The sequence below is a fragment of the Syntrophobacterales bacterium genome, from assembly GCA_019429105.1.
GTDB lineage: Bacteria > Desulfobacterota > Syntrophia > Syntrophales > UBA5619 > DYTH01.
In genome coordinates, this window is record JAHYJE010000046.1 from 1 (window position 1) to 20,046 (window position 20,046).

20 protein-coding genes are annotated in these 20,046 nt (G+C 54.3%); 10 read left to right on the forward strand and 10 right to left on the reverse strand.

The features are described from left to right. The 8 genes from K0B01_12800 to K0B01_12835 all read left to right on the forward strand — a co-directional run. Positions 1-1,197: site-specific integrase (locus K0B01_12800; protein MBW6487018.1), on the forward strand; the 1,197-nt coding region annotated here is incomplete at its 5' end. Next, positions 1,194-2,165: a tyrosine-type recombinase/integrase gene (locus tag K0B01_12805; GenBank protein MBW6487019.1), complete on the forward strand. Its 972-nt coding sequence runs from the start codon at positions 1,194-1,196 to the stop codon at positions 2,163-2,165. The genes K0B01_12800 and K0B01_12805, both read left to right, overlap by 4 nt. A 1-nt stretch (position 2,166) precedes the next feature. Continuing rightward, positions 2,167-3,186, forward strand: coding sequence for a site-specific integrase (locus tag K0B01_12810; protein MBW6487020.1), 1,020 nt, complete (start codon positions 2,167-2,169; stop codon positions 3,184-3,186). A gap of 155 nt (positions 3,187-3,341) precedes the next feature. After that, complete coding sequence (locus tag K0B01_12815; GenBank protein MBW6487021.1) at positions 3,342-3,647, forward strand: hypothetical protein; 306 nt, start codon at positions 3,342-3,344, stop codon at positions 3,645-3,647. 48 nt (positions 3,648-3,695) lie between these two features. Continuing rightward, positions 3,696-4,055 carry a type II toxin-antitoxin system RelE/ParE family toxin gene (locus K0B01_12820; GenBank protein MBW6487022.1) on the forward strand — a complete coding sequence of 120 codons (360 nt, stop codon included), beginning with the start codon at positions 3,696-3,698 and terminating at the stop codon, positions 4,053-4,055. Next, positions 4,052-4,348 carry a helix-turn-helix transcriptional regulator gene (locus K0B01_12825; GenBank protein ID MBW6487023.1) on the forward strand — a complete coding sequence of 99 codons (297 nt, stop codon included), beginning with the start codon at positions 4,052-4,054 and terminating at the stop codon, positions 4,346-4,348. The genes K0B01_12820 and K0B01_12825 overlap by 4 nt, the downstream gene beginning before the upstream one ends. 137 nt (positions 4,349-4,485) lie before the next feature. After that, entirely contained in the window at positions 4,486-5,022 is a 537-nt protein-coding gene (locus K0B01_12830) for an ATP-binding protein (GenBank protein MBW6487024.1), read from the forward strand. A gap of 162 nt (positions 5,023-5,184) precedes the next feature. After that, positions 5,185-5,436, forward strand: a complete 252-nt coding sequence (locus tag K0B01_12835; protein ID MBW6487025.1) for a hypothetical protein — start codon at positions 5,185-5,187, stop codon at positions 5,434-5,436. A 269-nt stretch (positions 5,437-5,705) separates the two neighbouring features. Here the strand turns inward: K0B01_12835 and K0B01_12840 are convergent, their stop codons facing one another. After that, the gene (locus tag K0B01_12840; GenBank protein ID MBW6487026.1) at positions 5,706-8,117 is read right to left on the reverse strand and encodes an iron-containing alcohol dehydrogenase; all 2,412 of its coding nucleotides are present in this window, start codon (positions 8,115-8,117) and stop codon (positions 5,706-5,708) included. 15 nt (positions 8,118-8,132) lie between these two features. Here K0B01_12840 and K0B01_12845 point away from each other — a divergent pair, with 15 nt between their 5' ends. Further along, on the forward strand, positions 8,133-8,402 hold the full coding sequence (locus K0B01_12845) for a site-specific integrase (protein ID MBW6487027.1): 270 nt from the start codon (positions 8,133-8,135) through the stop codon (positions 8,400-8,402). 969 nt (positions 8,403-9,371) lie between these two features. Here K0B01_12845 and K0B01_12850 read toward each other — a convergent pair. The 9 genes from K0B01_12850 to K0B01_12890 all read right to left on the reverse strand — a co-directional run bounded on the left by K0B01_12850 (position 9,372) and on the right by K0B01_12890 (position 19,625). Beyond that, positions 9,372-12,101, reverse strand: a complete 2,730-nt coding sequence (locus K0B01_12850; GenBank protein ID MBW6487028.1) for an HAD-IC family P-type ATPase — start codon at positions 12,099-12,101, stop codon at positions 9,372-9,374. A gap of 92 nt (positions 12,102-12,193) precedes the next feature. Continuing rightward, positions 12,194-12,598: a GGDEF domain-containing protein gene (locus tag K0B01_12855; GenBank protein MBW6487029.1), complete on the reverse strand. Its 405-nt coding sequence runs from the start codon at positions 12,596-12,598 to the stop codon at positions 12,194-12,196. A gap of 45 nt (positions 12,599-12,643) precedes the next feature. After that, positions 12,644-14,107, reverse strand: a complete 1,464-nt coding sequence (gene pyk / locus K0B01_12860; protein MBW6487030.1) for a pyruvate kinase — start codon at positions 14,105-14,107, stop codon at positions 12,644-12,646. After that, on the reverse strand, positions 14,108-14,563 hold the full coding sequence (locus tag K0B01_12865; protein ID MBW6487031.1) for a hypothetical protein: 456 nt from the start codon (positions 14,561-14,563) through the stop codon (positions 14,108-14,110). Between the two features lie 79 nt (positions 14,564-14,642). Continuing rightward, entirely contained in the window at positions 14,643-15,680 is a 1,038-nt protein-coding gene (gene gap, locus K0B01_12870) for a type I glyceraldehyde-3-phosphate dehydrogenase (GenBank protein MBW6487032.1), read from the reverse strand. Between the two features lie 61 nt (positions 15,681-15,741). Continuing rightward, positions 15,742-16,134 (reverse strand): hypothetical protein, encoded by a 393-nt coding sequence (locus tag K0B01_12875; protein MBW6487033.1) that lies wholly within the window; start codon positions 16,132-16,134, stop codon positions 15,742-15,744. A 42-nt stretch (positions 16,135-16,176) separates the two neighbouring features. Continuing rightward, on the reverse strand, positions 16,177-18,054 hold the full coding sequence (locus K0B01_12880; protein MBW6487034.1) for a sugar phosphorylase: 1,878 nt from the start codon (positions 18,052-18,054) through the stop codon (positions 16,177-16,179). Positions 18,055-18,134: 80 nt separating this feature from the next. Next, a complete protein-coding gene (locus tag K0B01_12885) occupies positions 18,135-19,088 on the reverse strand; it encodes a 1-phosphofructokinase family hexose kinase (GenBank protein MBW6487035.1) in 954 nt (317 codons plus the stop codon). 147 nt (positions 19,089-19,235) lie between these two features. Next, positions 19,236-19,625, reverse strand: coding sequence for a hypothetical protein (locus tag K0B01_12890; protein ID MBW6487036.1), 390 nt, complete (start codon positions 19,623-19,625; stop codon positions 19,236-19,238). On the opposite strand from K0B01_12890, the gene K0B01_12895 reads away from it, so the two are divergent. After that, the coding region (locus K0B01_12895) for a DUF4338 domain-containing protein (protein ID MBW6487037.1) at positions 19,608-20,046 on the forward strand (439 nt) is incomplete at its 3' end. The genes K0B01_12890 and K0B01_12895 overlap by 18 nt on opposite strands.

The window sequence follows — 20,046 nt, forward strand, 5'->3', positions numbered from 1 at the left end:
CGCATGCTACCTTTGGGCGTAGAGGCTGACGGCTTTTGTAAATGGCTGCACGAGCAGGGCTACTCGCGCTCGGTCATGCGCAGCCATATTGCGAAGGTCTCACAGTTTAATTGGTATTTACGCTATCTTGGGATCAAGGATTGCTCGGAGGGCCAGGAGCTTCACGCCGATAGAGTCATTAGTCGGCTTTCATCCAAGCATGGACGTATCTTTTCGGGGCATCCGTCTGCCGCCATCCGATGCTTGATGAAGTACCTATCAATCCGAGGCATTCTGAGGTCCACTGCTCAAACCCCTCCCTACGAGGGTGTTCTCAATGCGTATACGGCGGACTTGAGACACCACCGTGGCTTGGTCGACAGTACGATAAAAATCTACCGCCACTATCTCACCCCGTTCCTCCAATCACTGGATGGAAAAGACATACTCAAGAGCTTGTCAGAGGTGTCGCCTCAACAGGTCCACGCCTTCTTTGCCAAGCATGCCCAAGGCAAAGCGGACACAACACGAGGGCAGATTCACGCGACGCTGAGAAGCTTCTTCGCTTTCTGTGCAAGGCAAGGATATGTCGCGGGACATCTGGCCGAGGCAGTTCCGAAAGTATTCAGATACCGGCTGGCAAATGTCCCGCGCCACATCTGCGAACAAAGTGCTCGAAAGCTCCTCGAGAGTATCGACCGCTCGACGTCCGCAGGCCGGCGCGACTACGCCATTGTTCTGCTGCTCCACACATACGGAGTGCGCGGAGCCCAGATCCGTTCGCTCCGCCTTGAGGATATTCAATGGCGTCAGAGCCGCATCCGATTTCGGTCGTGCAAAGGTGGAAAGGAGATCATCGATCCACTGACTAACGCAGTAGGGGAATCTCTCCTGGACTACCTGCGTTATGGCCGTCCTCAGACTGTCTATCGCGAGGTCTTTCTGACAGACTGCGCTCCCGTTCACCCTATGAAGGCCGACAACCTTTACATCATGATCGCAGCGCGCATGCGCTGCCTTGGGATCACGGGTCCTGTCCTGGGTCCTCATGGCTTCCGCCACGGCTTTGCCACGCGTATGCTCAACGGTGGCCAATCACTGAAGACCATCGCCGACATGCTGGGACACCGCGACATAAACTCCGCCTTCATCTATACCAAGATCGATTTTGAAAAACTCAAACAACTGCCTCTGGACTGGCCGGAGGTGTTATCATGAATGGACCTGTCTTTGCCAGCCTCTTGGCTGATCGTTTCATGGATTTCGTCGCGTTTCGACGTTCCGGTGGAGCCGACTACTGTGGTCGAGCTAAAGTACTCTCCTATTTCGACCGTTTCTTGTGCCAGCAGGGCTTCGGCGGTTCCTGCCCTACCAGAGAGATCATCGATCAATACTTAACATCTTTGACCCGTCTCAATCCCAATACCCGCGCCAACAGGCTGGCCGTCGTGCGCCAGTTTTGCATGTACATGCGCCAGTTTGAGCCGCAGTGTTATGTCCCTGAGCCTGCAGCCCGGACAGGGCCGAAGCTTTATCGAACACCCTACATCTTTACCGACGATGAGATCAAAGCTCTGCTCGCCGCAACGCACCACTTGTCGCCTCCTGAGTCGGTACGGCCCATAACCTTCCACACCTTGTTCGGGCTGCTTTACACCACCGGCCTGCGAGTTGGGGAGGCAATCGCCCTGGACTTGGCCGACGTCGATCTCGCCCAGCAGCGGCTTTGCATACATAAGGGCAAATTCCGTAAATCACGCTGGATACCAATTTCTGCCTCCACCTGTTTGGTACTGCAGCGCTATATTCAAGAGCGGACCCGTATCTTTCCGGCAGCGCCACAGCATCCCCTCTTCGTCAACCTACAGGGTCGACGTTTCTTTCGCCAAATCGTGTACACGGCTTACCGCCAAGCCCTGAACCGTTGCCGGCTGCGCGGAGGCAAAGGGGAACAAGGCCCCTGCATCCACGATCTTCGCCACAGCTATGCTTGCAATCGCCTTGCAGCCGCGTATCGCCGGGGCGAGGACGTTAACGCTCTGCTGCCGGCGTTGGCAACCTATCTCGGCCATGTCTGCATTACGTACACTCAGGTGTACCTGCGAGCAACAGCCGAGCTTCTAGAAATGGCCAATCAACGCTTCCACAACAATTTCGTTCAAAACGTGTTGAAGAAAGGAAAATGATATGAACACCAATAATCTCATCGCACCCTTTGTACAAGCCTTTTTTCTGAACTTCCTGTTGGCCCAGAGAGGTCTAAGCCCCAACACCATTGGCGCTTACAGAGACTGCATCAAACTTTTCCTGAACTTCGCTGCCGTTCTGCTTGCAAAGCCGGTGGACAAGCTGACAATAGAAGATTTCCAGGACAAGCTGGTTGTGGCCTTTCTGGATGATCTGGAAACGTCCCGGAACAACGCAACACGGACCCGCAACGCTCGGCTTGCCGCCCTCCATGCCCTGTTCCGGTACATCGCCGGGCAGCAACCTGAGGCCATGGGACGTTGCCAACAGATCTGTACGGTATCTTTCAAGAGAACTTCGCACAAGACCATTGAATACCTCGAAGACAATGAAATCCGTGCTGTTCTCAACAGTGTCGTTCCATCTTCCCGAAACGCCCTGAGAGACTATGGACTGTTGCTCTTGCTGTACAACACTGGCGCCCGAGCACAAGAGATCGTTGACTTAAGAATTGACAAGGTGCGATTCGAAAAACCATACCAGGTAAGGCTTCTGGGTAAGGGACGTAAGGAACGCGCCTGCCCGCTCTGGCCGGAAACCGTTCAGGCTCTCCAAAACTACATCGAACGGCGTGAGTCTTCCGCGACGGAGTGTCCATCGCTGTTTCTCAACACCAACGGAAAGCCGATCACCCGTTTCGGCCTGCGCTACATAATCCGTCAATATGCCGACAAGGCAGGCGAAACGTGTGCCTCCATCAAAACCAAGAAAATCAGCCCGCATACGGTCCGTCACACGACAGCAATGCACTTACTCCAGGCAGGTAATGATATCAGCGTGATCAAAGACTGGATGGGACACGCCGATTTGAACACAACTCATGGCTACGTGGAGATCGACATGAAAATGAAGCGAAAAGTGCTGGAAGGCTGTCAACCACCGAAGGCGAAAACACCTAAGAAGGGCCAGCCAAAATGGCTAAAACCAGGAATCCTCAAGTGGTTAGATGATCTTTCATAAGGCTTTGGAATTATGTGAAGCGCCACCACAGCCACGGCAGAGGTAGCGGTATCAGGGGATGGCTGCTTCACATAATTAATCGCTTCACATAAGCTGATGATCCGCATCGTCCCCTGACATTTCGTGCAGACAATGGGATCTACCTCGTATATCTTTTGAATCAGTCTGGCCCAGTTTTTACGGAAAGCCTTTTTGTTTCCCTGAGTTTCCATGATGCAGGGGATGGCGTCATCCAGACGCCGGTTCCTGTGACGATATCCACGATACTCATTTCGTTGCGGATATTGATGGATATTGTCGCCCTTTTTGATACGGCACGGAACGAGCCGAGGAATCTTTATGACTTGCGGCATCTTACAGACAACCGCCTTGTCGGCCTGTCCGATTTGCCCCATGCGGTCGCTTCGAAGGTGGAATTCCGGAACAGAACGATGACAGACGCTAAGGAAATATTTCCTTGACAATACATCAAACATGATGTATATGACAGCTGTAATGTGGGGGTGTGCTTGTACAATCTGATCTTCTACACGGCTGAACGGGGAGATTCGCCGCTTGATGATTTTCTTGATGGGATAGACAAGAAGTCACGGGCGAAGGTGGCTGCATATCTATCGCTCTTGGAAGAGCAAGGGCCGAATCTCAAACGGCCCTACGCTGATATCGTCAGGGGTAAAATAAGGGAATTGAGAATACAATACAACTCCAACCAGTTTCGCATCCTCTACTTCTTTCAGATGCTTGATCATATTGTGTTGGTGCATGGATTCTCCAAGAAAACGCAGCAATTGAAAAAGCAGGACATTGACTTGGCTGAAAAACGCATGGAAGACTGGATGCGAAGGTTTCCTACGGGAGGTGAAACATGAAAAAAGGCAAAGTTCGGACATTCCAAAGTAGATTGCGGGAAGACATGGAAGATCCCGAGTTCAAAAAACATTACCAAGAAGAGAGGCAAGCTCTAAAGCTGGCAATGAAAATTGCGGAACTGCGTGATCTGAAGGGTTTATCGCAACAGGAATTGGCAAAGCTTATGGGAACCAGCCAGCAGGCGATTTCCAGGATAGAGAGCGGCGAATATGAGGGCTTCACGCTCAAAACTTTGGAAAAAATCGCTGAAGCAACCGGAATGCGGGTTAAAATTGAGTTCGTTGCGGCATAGTCTGCCATAGGATAGCTTGCTGCCATACATTCCCATATTCAGTCGAATCTCTCGATAAGGGTGCAATTTCTTACCGTAAAGTTCAAGAATGAAAAGTCATATGAGGAACTGTTCACAACAGCGGGAGAGCCATAAACATGAGCGTTTTTGGCTGGATTCTTCATCAGCAGGAAGGGCAGTTCTTCGAGCGGAAGAGCTGCTGTGATCGATCACAGGGGAAAGTTAAACTGCGACCGGTTCGCGATGTGGCGTGGGATGTGGCCGAGACATTGGCGGCAATGGCGAACGCAGATGGCAGTGTGCTGGTACTCGGCATCGAGGATGACAGCGCCGTTTCCGGCGCGGACTATCCGGAAGATCGTCTGAAAATCCTGCACTCGGCCCCCAAAACCCATATCAAACCGGCGGTAAAGGCCCGGATTCGGGAGAACAACCTCGACGGAAAGCAGGTTCTCCTTTTCGAGGTGGGCTGGAGTATGGAAGCGCACCAGCTTACCGACTGCCGGTATCTCCTGCGCATCGACGACAAGAACATTCCCTCCCCCGCCGCTGACATTGAAGCCATGAAGGAAGGTAGCGACGCCGTGTTACCGAAACGCGCTTTGTCTTTGAGGAGACGCTCGCCGACCTCGATCTTGCACTTATCGACAGACTTGGCGAACGGCAGGGGATGAGGGCTTTGTCGGAGGAGATTCTGGCGCATTACCGTCTTGCGGAAGGACGCAATGGCAAGACCGTCCTGACTATGGCAGCGCTTCTGCTTTTCGGCAAGGACCCGGGGCGCTGGCATCCGCGCTGCGGCATCGATTTCGTCAAGTACGAAGGAACAGAGCGCCTTGTGGGCTGCAGCGCTGAACATCATCAAGCGGGAACGGATCGAGGGTCCGCTTGTACTGCTCATCGAGAAGGCCTACGAGACCATCCGCCCGCATCTGCGGGAAAACGGTTTTATAAAAAATGAAGACATCCGCAAGATATTGAAGGTATCCGTGAGGCAGGCAACTCGAATTGCTTCCCGGCTTGTTGCCGAGGGCCGTTTGCGGTCTGAAGGTTATTTAAAAATGAGGTGTTATTTTCCGGTAACATGATTTGTTGGACACTCTCAGGACGTTATTGGACATCTTAAATCGCCGTATGTCCAATAAGACGATGTCCTATTAGATGCGCAAAGAAAATCTGCCAAAACTGTTTTCAGGAATTTGAAGACGAAGAGGTCACCATAGCCAGCCCTGTCGAGGTCCTTGGGGGGATTTTTGTAGAAACCGTGGGCGGCAATAATTCTGCTGCTCAAAATGGTCGTGACCTGTGCCCTGCCTGTCGGGAGAAACTGGGGATTGTCAACCTCCTCGGTTTCGGCTCATAGTAACGTCCGACGAGCCATCGTCACGCCGTATAGCGCCATGGACTCGAAATATGGATGATATGGGGTGGCCAAGGAGACGTAACCTTCGATACAATGGGCTAGGGCATCGATGCCGGATTCGACGGTCAAACCGGGGGGCATGGATTTGCATATCAGAGGATCGACGACAGCCAGTTTGGGGATTAAATGATTGCTCATAAGAATGAACTTTAGACCCCGCTCTTTGTCGGTAAGCACCGCACAGGGATTAGCCTCGCTACCTGTTCCCGATGTGGTGGGGATACAGATGACCGGAGGTAAAATCGGTTTGATCTTGCTGCCGCCGCCCACGAGGCTCTCATATTCCCGGAGGTCGCCGCCGTGGGTCACCCGTAGCCCCAGGGTTTTGGCGGTATCCAGGGAACTCCCGCCACCAAGCCTCAAGATGCCGTTACACCCGCTTTCGTTGTAGAGTTTTCCCGCGCGTTCAATCAGTTCAATGGGCGGATCCGGTTCCACCTCGGGAAAGACGACCGTCTCGATACCGCTTTCCTCCAGAATCTTTTGAATCTCCTCAACCTTCCCGCTTTTGGATAGAAACAGGTCGGTGACGAGGAAGGCCTTGGTCACATTGAGTCGCCGTACCCGTTGGCCCATATTCCGGGCCACCCCTGCACCCAGTAGCACATCCGGCAGAGGAGGGATGCGGACCTCCCATACCTTTTCCGTCTCTTTGAATGCATTCAAACCATCCCAGAGATTTTGTACCTCCGCGTCGTCCACATCGAAGACGGAGTCCGTCGGCTTGATCGCCTCCTCCCGAAGAAAGGCCGGCATTTTCAAATCTGCTTTACTGAACTCCGCTTTTTCATTGAAGGAGAGCTGATCCCGAAGGGTCTGCTTGCCGACCTCAATGATATCATCCGGTGTAAGGTGGAGACCGTATCTGGCATTCATGAGATCGGCAAAAAAAGGATAAACGGATCGGCTGCCGGGAACGGAATTCAGGCAATAGCCGAAAGCATCGCATGTGGCGGCCTGAATCTGGGATCTGAGCGAATTTTCCGCCTGCTTATTCTTGTCCTTGGGCATGCGGTAGGTCAACCCGGCCGTATGATCAGCTCCCATGGGGCTCGTGAAATACGTCATGCCCGTTCCCTTGACAGATCGGGGATCATGGGCGGGAATGGCCTGTCCTTTATAGGCCGGTACACGATTGATGTTGAGATATCGGGCCGTAGCGACCGCGCCGTTTCCTAACGCAACACCCAGGGGTGTTTCCTTTTCGATGTCCACTAAAAGGCGCGCCGCCGCTTCCGAGTCTCCCCATGACATTTTTCCCGCCTCTGCTGCCAACCCCAGAGAGCTGCCTGCCTCCACGCCATCAATTCCCAAATCGTCGCACATGAATTTGAGTCTGGCGATGGCATCGTTATCCGTAATGCCAAGATTTGTGCCCAGAAGAGCAATCAATTCATATTCATAGGCTCCGCAGATCCGGGTGCCGTCTTTATCGGGATAGATAATGGAGCATTGGACAAGGCAACCGGGCATACAGCCATGCATCTTACCGCCCCGCTCAAAGAGGATTTTCTGAATGCTGTTGCCGCTGACGGCGATGAAGTTCTCCGGGCGGCCCGAACGGTAATTTTTAGCCGGCAGTGTGCCATGACCGGCAGAGTTGTTAATCGCAAAGGGGGTGCCGAATCGTGAGAAAAGACTGCAACCGATATCATGTTTGAGGACATCGGCCCATGATCGAATAACGGCCCGGAATGCATCCGGATCGGCAATATTGATTTGGGCTGCCCCTGCCGGATCGAGGATAATCGCTTTTAACCCCTTCGACCCCATGACGGCCCCCAAGCCGCCTCGGGCAGCGTTTCGGGACGGATCGCCGAACTTGTCGGTCAAGGAAACCGAGGCAGCCTTGTACTTCCTTTCTCCGGCAATACCGGTGGAAATGACGGCGATCTTATCCCCATATTTCTTTTGCAGGACTGCAACCAATTCATAGTTCTTCATGCCGCGAAATTCATCGGCGGGAATGAGTTTTGCCTGGTCCCTGGATATGAGAAGGTTGAATAGCCGGTTATCCTGAGGCGTCCCCTGAACAACAATGGCGCGAATTCCGAGCCTGTCGAGGATTTGACCTGCCGGGCCTCCCGCATTGGCCTCTTTGATGCCTAGCGTGAGAGGACTCTTGGCGCCCAGAGAGATCCGTCCCATTTGCGGGGCTCTCGTGCCCGCCAGGGGGCCGCACGCCACGATAAAGTGATTTTTAGGGCCAAGCGGATCGGCAATCGGCGGTACTTCGCTGTTCATGATCTTGGCGATTAAGGCGCTGCCGCCAAGGTATTGCCACCCCTCTGCAATATTTTCTGAGGTTATGCTCTCATCGTCCATCCTCACCCTTAGGATCTTCATATATGGCGCTCCTGCTTGTATACAGTACCCAAGATCGACAGCTACGATTATCTGTTGAGCAGGTTTGAAAGGGTTTACGCTGAAAGAGATTTTGATTCCACTGGTCCTGATGATATTTACACCTTTTTGGAATCGCAAACTCATGATCTCGCCAAAACCACCAGAAGGCTCCGGTATGCCCAGATGAAAGCTTTTTACAATTTCATCATAGACCGCTGCTCACTGAACATGAAGAATCCTTGTCTCTGTTCGCTCTCCCGCAGGGTCTCTTCCACCTTCTTATGATCTAATACCAATTGTTCCAATTCCTGGATTTTCTGCTTTAAGACGGATATCTCTTGGGTCAGTTCTGCATTTGTCTTGGATAAATCCTTCACCGTGTACCCTCGTATTGTGAGAAACGATGACTTTTAGTAAAGAAATGCGAAATGGTTATTGAAGATGTCTTAACCCGCGAGGATAGTGCCGCATATCCACGGGAATGTCAAATGGAAAATAGTGTGATTGATGTTGGTTACCCTCTGAAGAACTAAACCGCTGCGCGGAGAACCTGGCAAAATACTTTAACCGCTCTCCGGCGGAGTTGGGAAAAGAGACGACAGCTTCGGTCAAATCTCTTCATGTAGCAGCCTTCGAAACCGGACCTTCCTCTGGTCATGTTTTGCTCCTTGAAAAACAAACGTCATGAAGTCTTCCTTCACAGGGTCGATCAGGTGTCCTGCATCAGACCAATCATGCGGTTCTATGAGAGAACACGCAGCACCACCAACAGCACGGCGCCATCCTTCGTATGAAGCTTGATTAACAAGTTCACGCGGCATAAGAAATACCAGGTGCCCGCCTTTTGACAACCAGTTTACGGCCGCTACGTGAGCAATGAGTGCGCAAACATTTAGATTAATGTCCCCAGTCCGACCGGTACCAGAGAAAAGACCCCGATCAATACATAACGCTTTAATCTTATCTCTATAACCAGATGCTCGAATTCAAACATGAACAGCATGAAGTTTTTATAGTTACGCGCCATCTCGACAGGGACATATACTGTCAATGGTGTCTTCAGTTATTCAATATCATTGAGGAAGCGAACGTCCGCCGCTCCCCTCTTTATTTGGTTTTGCCGTATGCTGAACGGGCCACTTCCTAATCGCCGATGATTATCTATGCCGGCTTCATCCCCTTTCTTCTCCTGGATGTCAAATCGCTCGATGAGCGCGGCGCGATCCTTACCGTCTCGGCTTCAACCTCCACTCGTCAAATAACTGCATCATCCGATTGCCTTTTAACCCATTTGAACACCTCCATGACCACCAAGATCACCAATGCCAAGGCCAGAATCGTGAGCCACTGTGTAAACCTGACCGGCCCGGTGGCCAAGATGGTTTGCATGAACGGCAGGTGCATACTCATTACATGGATACCTTGCGCCGCGATTACGCCGAAAATGAGAATGACATTCCTCCGCAGAGGGATCCGGAAGGAGGATTCTGTTTCAGAGCGGCAGTTGAACACATGCACGTTCTGCAGCAAGACCATTAAAAGCAAAACCATGTTGCGGGCTGGGCCTTCTTCCATTGCCTGAAAGGACACCATCCAGTACCAGAATCCAAAGGCCAGGGCACCGATGGTCAATCCCGAGACAAGGGTCTGACTGATCATCCGCGAATCGAAAATTGTCTCCTCGGGTCTTCGGGGCTTGCGCTTCATGGCGCCCGGCTCGCCGCCTTCAAAGGCCAGGGCCACATCCTGGATGCCGTTGGTCACCAGGTTGAGCCACAGCAGTTGAACGGCCAAAAGGGGAATGGGCAGGCCCGCCAGGATCGCCGCGGTAAACATCAAGACTTCGGCAGCGCCGGTGGAGATAAGCAGGTAGATCACCTTGCGCACGTTGTCATAGGCAAACCGCCCCTCTTCGACACCAGCCACGATGGAGGCGAAGTTGTCGTCGGTAACGATCATCGAGCCAACTTCCTTGGCCACATCGGTCCCCGAGCCCATGGCCACACCAATATTGGCCCGCCGCAGGGCCGGGGCGTCGTTGACCCCGTCGCCGGTAACCGCCACAAATTCCCCCCGGCGGATCAGCACATCGACGATTTCCAGCTTTTGGATTGGGGAAACCCTGGCAAATACATGGGTGGATGCCACCAGTTTTTCAAAGGCCGGGCTGTCCGGGGTCCCGGCCTCGCTCAACTGCATGCCGGTGACCACCGACTCATCGCGTTCGGACAGACCCAGTTCCCCGGCGATGGCCCCGGCGGTCGCAGGGTGATCTCCGGTGATCATGAGGACATGGATGCCGGCGGTCTTGCATATCTGCACCGATTCGAGAGCTTCGGGTCGCAAGGGATCGATGAATCCCACCAAACCGTGCAAAACCAACCCGGAAAGTGCTTCTTCCGGAGGGGTGTCATGCCGGATGGACCCGAATTCACCACCGGCCACAGCCAGCACGCGCAGACCCTTTTTTGCCAAAGTCTCTACCTGTGCCTCGATGCCTTCCCGGTCGAGGTCGGCCGGTTCTCCGTTCCGAACCGTGCAGTTGCAAAAATCCAGAATGGTTTCTACGGCTCCCTTGGCGGCCACATGTCCGGTTCCGTCTTTTTCAAAGAAGACCGCCGAATATTTGAGCTCGGATTCGTACGGGATTTCCCGGATGATCCGGACTGGCTGTTTTACCTTTTCCGGATGAAGGCCCAGTTTGTATCCCATGGCCAGGAACGCAACATCCATGGCGTCACCGCGGTGTTTCCAGCCTCCGTCCTCCTCAACGAGCGATCCCTCGTTGGCCAGAATAGCCAGTTCGGCCAGCCGGTTCAGCCGATTTCGTTCGTTTTCGGAGATATTTCCGTTGTTGCCGGCCGCCGAGACTTCCCCTTCGCCGTTATAGCCCTCTCCGGAAAGATGGTAAGTCTGCCCGTCGGGCAAAGCGATGGTGCGAACCGTCTGCTGGTTGACCGTTAACGTGCCGGTCTTGTCGCTGGCGATTACCGTACAGCTTCCCAGGCTTTCCACGGCGGTGAGCTTGCGCACGATGACATTGCGGTCAGACATCCGCTTGGTGGCGATGGAAAGGGCCACGGTCAGGGCCACGGGAAGTCCCTCGGGAATGGCTGAGACCGCCAGCGCCACCACGAAAAAGAAGATCGCCGTAAGATCCTTGCCCTGGGTCCACAGGAGAAGCGCCAGGCCGGCGCTGATCGCCAACACCAAAATACTGATGTGTTTGACGAACCGTTCCATCCGCAGCACCAGAGGGGGCTTGCCGCTTTCCGATTCGGATACGGTTTGGGCAATGATGCCCACCTGGGTTTCGGTTCCGGTGCCGACAACGATCCCGACCCCTCGGCCCGAGGTGATGGTCGACCCGGCAAAAGTCATGTTTTTGCGGTCACTCACCCCGGTGTCCTCGGGCAAGGACACGGCGGTCTTTTCAGAGGCCATGGATTCGCCCGTCAGAAAGCTTTCGTCGGCCGCAAGACTATTGGCTTGCACCAGGCGCAGATCGGCCGGTACCTTATTGCCCGACTCCAGCAACACGATATCGCCCGGGACGACCATTTCCGCCGGGATGTCCGTCCCCTTGCCGCCGCGGCGCACCCGCGCCTTGATCTTGAGCAGGCGCTGCAAACCGGCCGCGCTTTTTTCGGCCTGATACTCTTGGTAGGTCCCCAGGCCGCTGTTCAGGACGAGAACGATCAGGATGAACAAGGCGTCGGTGGATTCTCCAATGGCGACGGACGCCACGGCAGCGGCCAGGAGAATGAAGATCAGGGGGTTGAGTACCTGGTGGAGCAGGATCGCCCAGATCGTCGGTGGTTCTTTGGTAGGCAGCGTGTTGGGACCGTAATACGTAAGCCGCCGGGCCGCCTCCGGATCGGCCAACCCGTCCGGTCCGGACTGAAGCTTCCCGTAAACATTCTGCTCATCAAGGGCTTGCCATTTCTCCTCACACAACCGGCAGGCCTGTTCTTTTGGTTTCATCAGATCCTCCCTATCATGAATTCGGCAGCCGTATTTGCCGAATAAATTTCTTTTTCATATCCGCCTCCTTTATCGGGTCATCCGCGGTTCATTCAACTGGGCCCGGTCGCTTCGGCCGCGCCTATGGAAACCGACTGGGTGATCTCGATCTCGCCATCGCTGATATCGCGACCGCACGCCCGCTGGCGAAGGCGTTTGAGCACTGGTCTTGCCTGGTCGAGCGGTATGTCCGGCAGCAGGATCACAAATTCCTCCCCGCCGAAGCGGTGCACCCTATCACGCGGGCGGAAACTTTCGACAAAGCGTTCCGCAAGGGTTCCGAGCACGACATCGCCAAAGCCGTGGCCGTACGGGTCGTTGAGTTTCTTGAAGTGGTCCGCATCGATCATCGCAATGGTGAAGCGCCGCCTCGTCCAGAAGTGCCAGGGTCGGAAGGGCGGCATTCCCTCCGTTGAGATGGAAGGCGCTGATGTCCTGATAACCCGGGCCCAGAGCATCCTGACGCCTCCGATCCCCAGAATCACCCCCTCATGAAATTTGTTTCAGGCTTTAATGACTTTCATCGACAAGGCTTCCAGCCTATCGTCAGGCGATTCATCCTCAACCCAGATCACGCTTTCATCTTTTTCAACCATGCCGGCTGTAACCAGCCACCGGACGGTCTTATCAGCAAGGCCGGTCGTTTCACCATCCAGGCGAACAGGATGAACTCCATAAGAAAGGGCCAGAAGGTTGTTCGTCTTTTCATCGCCACCATGAGATAGTATCCAGCAGTCCGGTTTAAATCTGGAGATAAGGCACGGGGCGGCCCGGCTTTGCACATGGGTCAGGATGTAACGTACATTCAATGCATCGGCCGATTCAACGGCATTCAGCGTGACGACATCTTCCACGGCGGCGTTGCCTGAACCCGCAGCCGCCCGGAAGTAGGCGTGCAAATCGGCCAGTGCCCGGACGGCTTTTTCCTCCCGCTCGGCGGATATTGCGATCTTGCTAATCATTTCAACAGCTTCCACGGGATACCGCCCGATAGCCGTCTCTTCGGACAGCATCACAGCGTCCGTACCGTCCAGAATGGCATTGGCCACATCGGACACCTCGGCGCGGGTCGGGCGGATGTTCTCGGTCATGGACACCAGCATCTGCGTTGCCGTTATCACCGGTCGGCCCAAAAGATTCGCCTTGCGGATCAGTTTTTTTTGAACGGCAGGCACGTCCTGCAAAGGGATCTGCACCCCCAGGTCGCCCCGAGCAATCATGATCGCATCGGCCGCGGAAAGAATCCCATCGAAATTGTCAATAGCCTCGGCCCGCTCGATTTTGGCAACCACATAGGCGGATTGCCCTTTTGCCTGGGCAAACCTTTTCACTTTCAGAATGTCTTCCGCTGTTTCAGCAAAAGAAACACCGAAGGCATCCACGGGTTCCTGCAGGGCAAAAGCGAGGAACTCGAAGTCTTTTTCCGACACTGCATCAGCGACTATCTTTGCCCCCGGAATGCTCAGTCCTTTGTGGGAAAGGAGCGGACCGCCGATAACCGTCCGGCAGAAGACATCCTCACCAGACACCCTCTCCACCCGGAGTTGTATGAAGCCGTCATTGAGGAAGATCAAGTCTCCTGAGGTCACGCTCTCCGGCAGTCTCTTGTACTCGACAGGTATCTGATTGGGTGTGGCGGCAAAATCTTTGACGGTCAAAACGACATCATCCCCTTTTTCCAGCAGAAACGGCTCATCTAAGAGCCTGCCGATTCGTATCTTGGGGCCGGGAAGGTCCGCCAGAATCATACAATGTCGCTGAAGCCTTGCCGCCACAGCACGGATGCGCTGAATGTCCTCCCTGTGCCCCTGCAGGGTCCCGTGGGCAAAATTGAGCCGCGCCACATTCATGCCCTGCAGCATCAGCCGTTCCAGGACAGCCTCCGAACGGGAGGCCGGTCCGATGGTGCACACGATCTTGGTTTTGTGGGCCGGTAATCTCATGGTCGTCGCCCCCTCGTTTTTCATTTATGCTGTTCCCTTGGCCTGACGTGGTTGGAAAGCGCCGCGGGCCGTGTTGATCAGGACAACCCCTTCTTTCATCACGGCAAATTCATCGGTGGATATGAGATTCCGGGTATTCTCGTTGGAAGGCACAGGGAGCGTGATGATGTCGGATGAAGCCAAGAGCTCCTCCATTTTTACATAGCGAAAGCCCAGGCGAGAGGCCAAGTCTTCATCCGGTATCACATCCGCGGCCAGTACTTCCATGCTGAAACCTTTCGCAATTTCGATAACACGCCAGCGGGTGCGGTCCACAGCGGCAATCATGTTGTGGCTGATGGCCAAGAGAAGCGCAAAGACGTGCTCGGCCACGGTATTATCGCCATAGACCGGGACGTTGCAGACGGTGATGTCGTTTGCCTGGCAATACTCCAGATCGATATGACCGAAGCCCGTCGAGCGGGTGGCAATGAGCTTCATCCCTGAACCTCCTTTCCGGAAAAATGCTCCGCCGAACCTGGGTCTCTCCGGTCCAACCCGAATTCACAGGCTCGGAAGATCATTCCTTCTCCGTGAACAACCCCTTCTTGGCCATGAACTCGGCGAAATCAACGAGGCGGGCGGAGTAACCCCATTCGTTGTCGTACCAGGCAAGGATTTTAACGATTCTATCGTTCAGAACCATGGTGCTCAGAGCATCGACGATGGATGAGTGGGAATCGCCGATGATATCCTGGGAGACCAACGCCTCGTCCGTCACCCGAAGTATCCCTCGAAGGGGAGATTTTTCCGATGCCTTCTGCAAGGCGGCGTTGACCTGTTCCGAAGTCACGTCTTTTCCCAGGCAGACCATCATGTCGGTAACCGAGCCGTTGGGGACGGGGACCCGCATGGCCATGCCGGTCATCTTTCCCTTCAACTGCGGCAGGACCTTTTCGGCGGCTTTGGCCGCTCCTGTGGTGGTCGGGATGATCGACAAGGCGGCCGCCCGGCCGCGGCGGCGATGGCGCGCCGGCGTGTCTATCAATGACTGGCTTGAGGTGTAGGCATGGACGGTGGTGAACATGATGAATTCCACGCCGAAGGATTCGTGCAGCACCCTAGCGACCGGAGCCAAACAGTTCGTTGTGCAGGAGGCCATGGAGACAATCTGATGGGATTCCGGTCGGTATGTCTCCTCATTGACGCCCAGGACGATCATTGCGTCGGCATCGTCGGAGGGTGCGGAGATGATCACGCGTTTTGCTCCGGCTTCCAGATGGCCCGCAGCCTTAGAGCGGCTGCGCAGGGCTCCGCTGCATTCGATGATAATATCCGCTCCCGTCTCATTCCATGGGATTTTCTTCGGATCGGGGCTTGAAAAAAAGGGGATGCTTTGCTGGTCCACCTGGAGGGCGTTGTCCTGCGCGGCAACTTTCCTTGGATACCAGCCATGGACCGAATCATACTTGAGAAGATAGGCGAGGTCTTCAAGGTTCGCCAGATCATTGATTCCGACGACCTGAAAATTTTCTCTCTCAAGCAATTGCTTGAAAACCGCTCGTCCGATTCGACCAAACCCGTTGATTCCCACCCGGATGACTTCTTGTCCGCTCATGTGTTCTCCTCCTTGATTTAGAGAAATCTTAAAACGACAAAAGACAACCCCCAAAGCTGGATCATCCTGAAAGACCGTCTTGTTCAATAAGATAAGGGTGCTGTGCGGTTCCCGGACCCCGATGGCGTACCCGTATGAAAGTGGAGCTTTTTTCCGGGAAGCCGTCCGAGAAAAGTTCGGAAAGTGTTTCCGGTACATTTTCCAGATCGATTTCATCCCCCGTGTGCCGCGTCTCCTCCAGCAACTGAAGCTGGTTCTGGCTGATTGCAAAGATATGGAAGGTGCCGTCGCTGGTCAGAAGAGGCAGCAGCGGCCGCAGCAGGTTCCTGAAACGGATCGGATCCTGCCTGGTCTCCCGTCCCTCCCGGTGTGCCGGCATGAATAGAGAGACACGCCAGCCCGAATGTCTGTCTGAAAATGTTTGCCGCAATTGATCCAGCGTGATTTTATCCATAAGCAAAACACCTCCTGTCTCCGGTTATTCCTTATACACTGTTCATTCTTCGTTTTTAAGCCAGACCCGGCCGTAAGGCGGAAGCGTAATGTGCAAGATATTTGCTTCCGTTTTATAGCTCCCGGCGGAGAGAAGATCCCGATAACGCCCGTGGCGGAAGCCGGCCTCGTCTGAAGGTATCACAAGCCCCACCGCTTCCGCCGTAACGCCGGTGAGGGTCAGGATTGTCTCATCCCCCTCCGGGGAAGTTCGAAGGAGGGCAAAAGCGCGGGGCGAAAGGTGCAAGACCTTCTGTCCGCCTTGGGGGTGGAAAGACCTCTCCCGCCGCCGAACCAGGATCTGTTCCCTCCCACGGCTGAACAGGAGGGACAGCTTCGAGGCCGGATCCTTCAGCGCCTTTTCCACCTCCCAGGCGTCGATGATTCCCCGGTTCAGGTCCCGGTTTATCCCTGAGGCCTTAGCGGCCCTATAGTCATTGGCGGTTCCGAGTGCCCCGTGGATGTAAATCCCCGGGACCCCCCGCATCACCAGCGCGATGGCCCTGGAGGCCAGATACCGGGCGATCTGCAGCTCCAGGCTCTCCTGTTCGCGCTCCGGGTTCAGGGCGCTCCACCAGGTGCTGTTGATCTCGTAAGGCTCTTCGGTCCCGTCCTCGGTCGTCTTGAAGGACACTAAGGCCCCTTTCTTCCGGGCCCTGTCCACGAGGAACTCAATGTCTTTGGCGGGGAGAAACCCGCGGGCACCCTGGAGTCCGATGCCGTCATGGGTGTCCAGAATATTGAGAAAGGCCGTCTGGGCCGATGGTGGACGCAGATCCTCGGCCCATCGGGAAAGGGTGCCGGCATCTCCGGCATAGAAAGCATGAAGGACCAGAGGGGGAAGGGCGAAGTTGTACACCATGTGGGCCTCGTCATAGCCGTTGCCGAAGTACGAGATGTTTTGATGATGGGGGACATTCGTTTCGGTGACCAGGGCCACACCGGAAGCTACAAAATCCACTACATCGCGCAGCAGTTTGACGATCTCATGGGTCTGGGGGAGATGCACGCTTTCGGTTCCAGGCTCCGCCCAGATGTAGGTCACCGCGTCCAGCCGGAGCATATCGGCGCCTTTTCGGATGTAAAAAAGAAGGCTGCCCAACACTTGCAGGAGCACGGCAGGGTTACGGAAGTTAAGGTCCACCTGATCCGGAGAAAAGGTGGACCAAATGTATCGAGGGCCATGGATCGTCTCGAATCGGGTGAGAATGTCGGTCGTCCTGGGGCGGAAAATCTTGCGGCGCTGTTCAGGGGTGAGATCGTCGGGCGACTCGTAAGCAATGAAAAAGTCCCTGTAGGCGGGATTCCCATTAAGGAATTCCAGGAACATCTCGCTTCCGGAGGAGCAATGATTCAGGACAGCGTCAAACATAAGATCATAGAAACGTTTTTTCTCACGGATGTCCTTCCAGAATCCCAGCCGCTTGTCCACCCGTCGGTAATCAATGACGGCAAAACCCCGGTCCGAGGAATAGGGAAAGAAGGGCAACAGATGGAGCGTGTTGATGGCACCCAGAGAGTATTGAGTCACGAAGCGGTGAAGGACTGAAAGGGGCGTGGCTCCTTCTCCCTTCACCATGTCCCCGTAGGTGATGAGGATGATATGCTCCTGGCAAAACCTTTGCCTAGGATCGTATTCCTGCTCCTTCTCGATCATCTCGGGGGGCTTGTGGGCATAATGAACCTTTAGTATCCGTTCGAGTTCGGGCATCCAATTTTCAGCCCCTTTAGGGCCGTATAGGAACTCAAGCCGTGCGAGCGCCCGCTCCCTGAATCTGCGGGAAATCTCAAGCGCTGGCCGGGTAAAGTCCGGATACTCATCGTAATAGGTTCGTTTCCTGGAGAAGCGCTTTTCCTGATCCATGACATCCCTTCTCTTCATTCCTCTCACTGTTGGAATCGATGTGGACGTTCCGGTCCAATTCTTGGAGGGTCAATAACGCATATAGATATTCACTTGACTCAACCACCCCCTGATTCGGACCCTGAAATCATGCTCTCATATAACCTCTCGGCATCCTCCCTCCGACACAGTTCCGTTCCCGGCGTCATGACGGCTGCCGAACCGGCCGCTATGCCGAAAATTACGGATTCCCTGAGTGGGTTGCCTCGGGCAAGGCTCAAAACGATACCGGCCACCATACTGTCCCCGGCCCCGACCTTGCTGATAATCGGCACTGTGGGCGGCAGGATGTGTTCGGCAAACTCCTCCGAAACCACCAGAGCGCCTGCCGCGCCAAGGGAGATCACCAGCACCTCGCAGCGGCCGCTTTTGACCATCTTTTGGGCCTCGGTCTTGATCTGCGATTCCTCTTTGATGTTCTCGCCGACCACCAGTCCCCTGAATTCACGGACATTGGGCTTGATCAAAAACACCCCTTCATGGAGCGCTGCCTCAAGGGGTTCACCCGAAACATCGATGATCACTTTTGCACCCCTCTTTTTCCCGGCACGCGCAACCCGTGCATAAAAATCAGGGGGCACACCCGGCGGAAGGCTCCCGCTGGCCACCACATAATCAGGTGAAGGCTCCATGGCCGCCAGTTCTTGAACAAACGGCTCCCATTCTTTTTGCTGAAGCTGCGGTCCCGGCATTCCAAAACGATACTGCTGGCCGGTGGATTCCTCCAAAATGACCAAACTTTCCCGGATCAATCCCTCGATGGGAAACGGCTGATGGTTGAGGCCTTCTTCGTCCAGGAGTTCTTTCAGTCGGTCTCCGGTCAGGCCGCCCGCGGGATAAAGGAGCAGGGACTCGCCTCCCAGTTTTTTGACGGCCCGGGAGACATTCACCCCGCCTCCTCCGGGCTCAAAACGAGGAACGCCACAGTACAGTTTTCGCTCGGCCACGACATGGTCAACACTTGAGCTCTTGTCGATCGCCGGGTTCAAGGTTATAGTTACGATGGTTTTCATGGACAGACCTCCTTGTCATAATCCCGGTACTGTGAAAAAGTTTTCTCTCGTTTTAGTGACTTACTCCCCAGAACCTGCTTAAAAAAACGTAACTACTCAGATAGCCCCACGATGGAACCGCCACTAATTGACGAATAATGAGGTGATTTAGAATCTCCTTGCTCTTGATTTCAAGGACATTTTCAACCCACCCTTTTTCGTTTCAACCCAGCACATCGGCAAGCCGTTGCCGATGTGCCCGACATATTCAATCTCAAACTGCCTTGAAAAATATTTTTGCATACCCTGCATTTTTTGCGGGCGTCCGCCTTTTTCTTCTGATACACACTCATCATGTTGCCCATAACCATAAGAAAGCGAACCGTTTCCGAAGCCGACATCCCTCTTATTCAAGGGGTGATCAATGAACATTGGCCCGAAGGAAGAAAAAGCATCTCCAGAATCCTGTGCCGACTCTGGGGATGGATCCAAGCCAACGGCGCCACCAAAGACATGGCCTGCCGGGAGCTTCTTCTCACCTTGGAACGTATGGGACATCTTGTCCTCCCCCCGCGCAAAAACAATAGCTGGAACGAACGGAGAAACAAAAACACTCGGGTTCTCCCCGTCGATGAGAGCCCCATATCCGGGGAACTTGCTGATTTTCCTCCTGTCACTATCTTGCTGGTAAGACATACTGAACTTGAACCTCTCTACAATAGCCTTGTTAATCAGCACCATTATCTCGGTTACCGCCAGATCGTTGGCCAGCATCTCAAGTATATGGCGTTTCTGGGGGATCGACCCGTTGCCTGTCTGGGTTGGGGCTCCGCCGCCTGGGCGGTCAAGTCACGCGAGGCCTTCATCGGCTGGGACAAGCCAACCAAGGGAAATAACCTCGCCTTTGTCGTCAATAATACTCGTTTTCTCATTTTACCCTGGGTCTCAATCAAATGCCTTGCTTCCAAACTATTGGCCA

What these genes read in the sequence shown, in the direction of transcription:
- K0B01_12840 (MBW6487026.1), bottom strand. Translation starts at nt 8,117, where the DNA reads ATGAAGATCCTAAGGGTGAGGATGGACGATGAGAGCATAACCTCAGAA.
- gap (MBW6487032.1), bottom strand. Translation starts at nt 15,680, where the DNA reads ATGAGCGGACAAGAAGTCATCCGGGTGGGAATCAACGGGTTTGGTCGA.
- K0B01_12850 (MBW6487028.1), bottom strand. Translation starts at nt 12,101, where the DNA reads ATGAAACCAAAAGAACAGGCCTGCCGGTTGTGTGAGGAGAAATGGCAA.
- K0B01_12830 (MBW6487024.1), top strand. Translation starts at nt 4,486, where the DNA reads ATGAGCGTTTTTGGCTGGATTCTTCATCAGCAGGAAGGGCAGTTCTTC.
- K0B01_12810 (MBW6487020.1), top strand. Translation starts at nt 2,167, where the DNA reads ATGAACACCAATAATCTCATCGCACCCTTTGTACAAGCCTTTTTTCTG.
- K0B01_12825 (MBW6487023.1), top strand. Translation starts at nt 4,052, where the DNA reads ATGAAAAAAGGCAAAGTTCGGACATTCCAAAGTAGATTGCGGGAAGAC.
- K0B01_12855 (MBW6487029.1), bottom strand. Translation starts at nt 12,598, where the DNA reads ATGCTCTGGGCCCGGGTTATCAGGACATCAGCGCCTTCCATCTCAACG.
- K0B01_12880 (MBW6487034.1), bottom strand. Translation starts at nt 18,054, where the DNA reads ATGAAGAGAAGGGATGTCATGGATCAGGAAAAGCGCTTCTCCAGGAAA.
- K0B01_12890 (MBW6487036.1), bottom strand. Translation starts at nt 19,625, where the DNA reads ATGTCCCATACGTTCCAAGGTGAGAAGAAGCTCCCGGCAGGCCATGTC.
- K0B01_12865 (MBW6487031.1), bottom strand. Translation starts at nt 14,563, where the DNA reads ATGAAGCTCATTGCCACCCGCTCGACGGGCTTCGGTCATATCGATCTG.
- K0B01_12875 (MBW6487033.1), bottom strand. Translation starts at nt 16,134, where the DNA reads ATGGATAAAATCACGCTGGATCAATTGCGGCAAACATTTTCAGACAGA.
- K0B01_12805 (MBW6487019.1), top strand. Translation starts at nt 1,194, where the DNA reads ATGAATGGACCTGTCTTTGCCAGCCTCTTGGCTGATCGTTTCATGGAT.
- K0B01_12885 (MBW6487035.1), bottom strand. Translation starts at nt 19,088, where the DNA reads ATGAAAACCATCGTAACTATAACCTTGAACCCGGCGATCGACAAGAGC.
- pyk (MBW6487030.1), bottom strand. Translation starts at nt 14,107, where the DNA reads ATGAAAAACGAGGGGGCGACGACCATGAGATTACCGGCCCACAAAACC.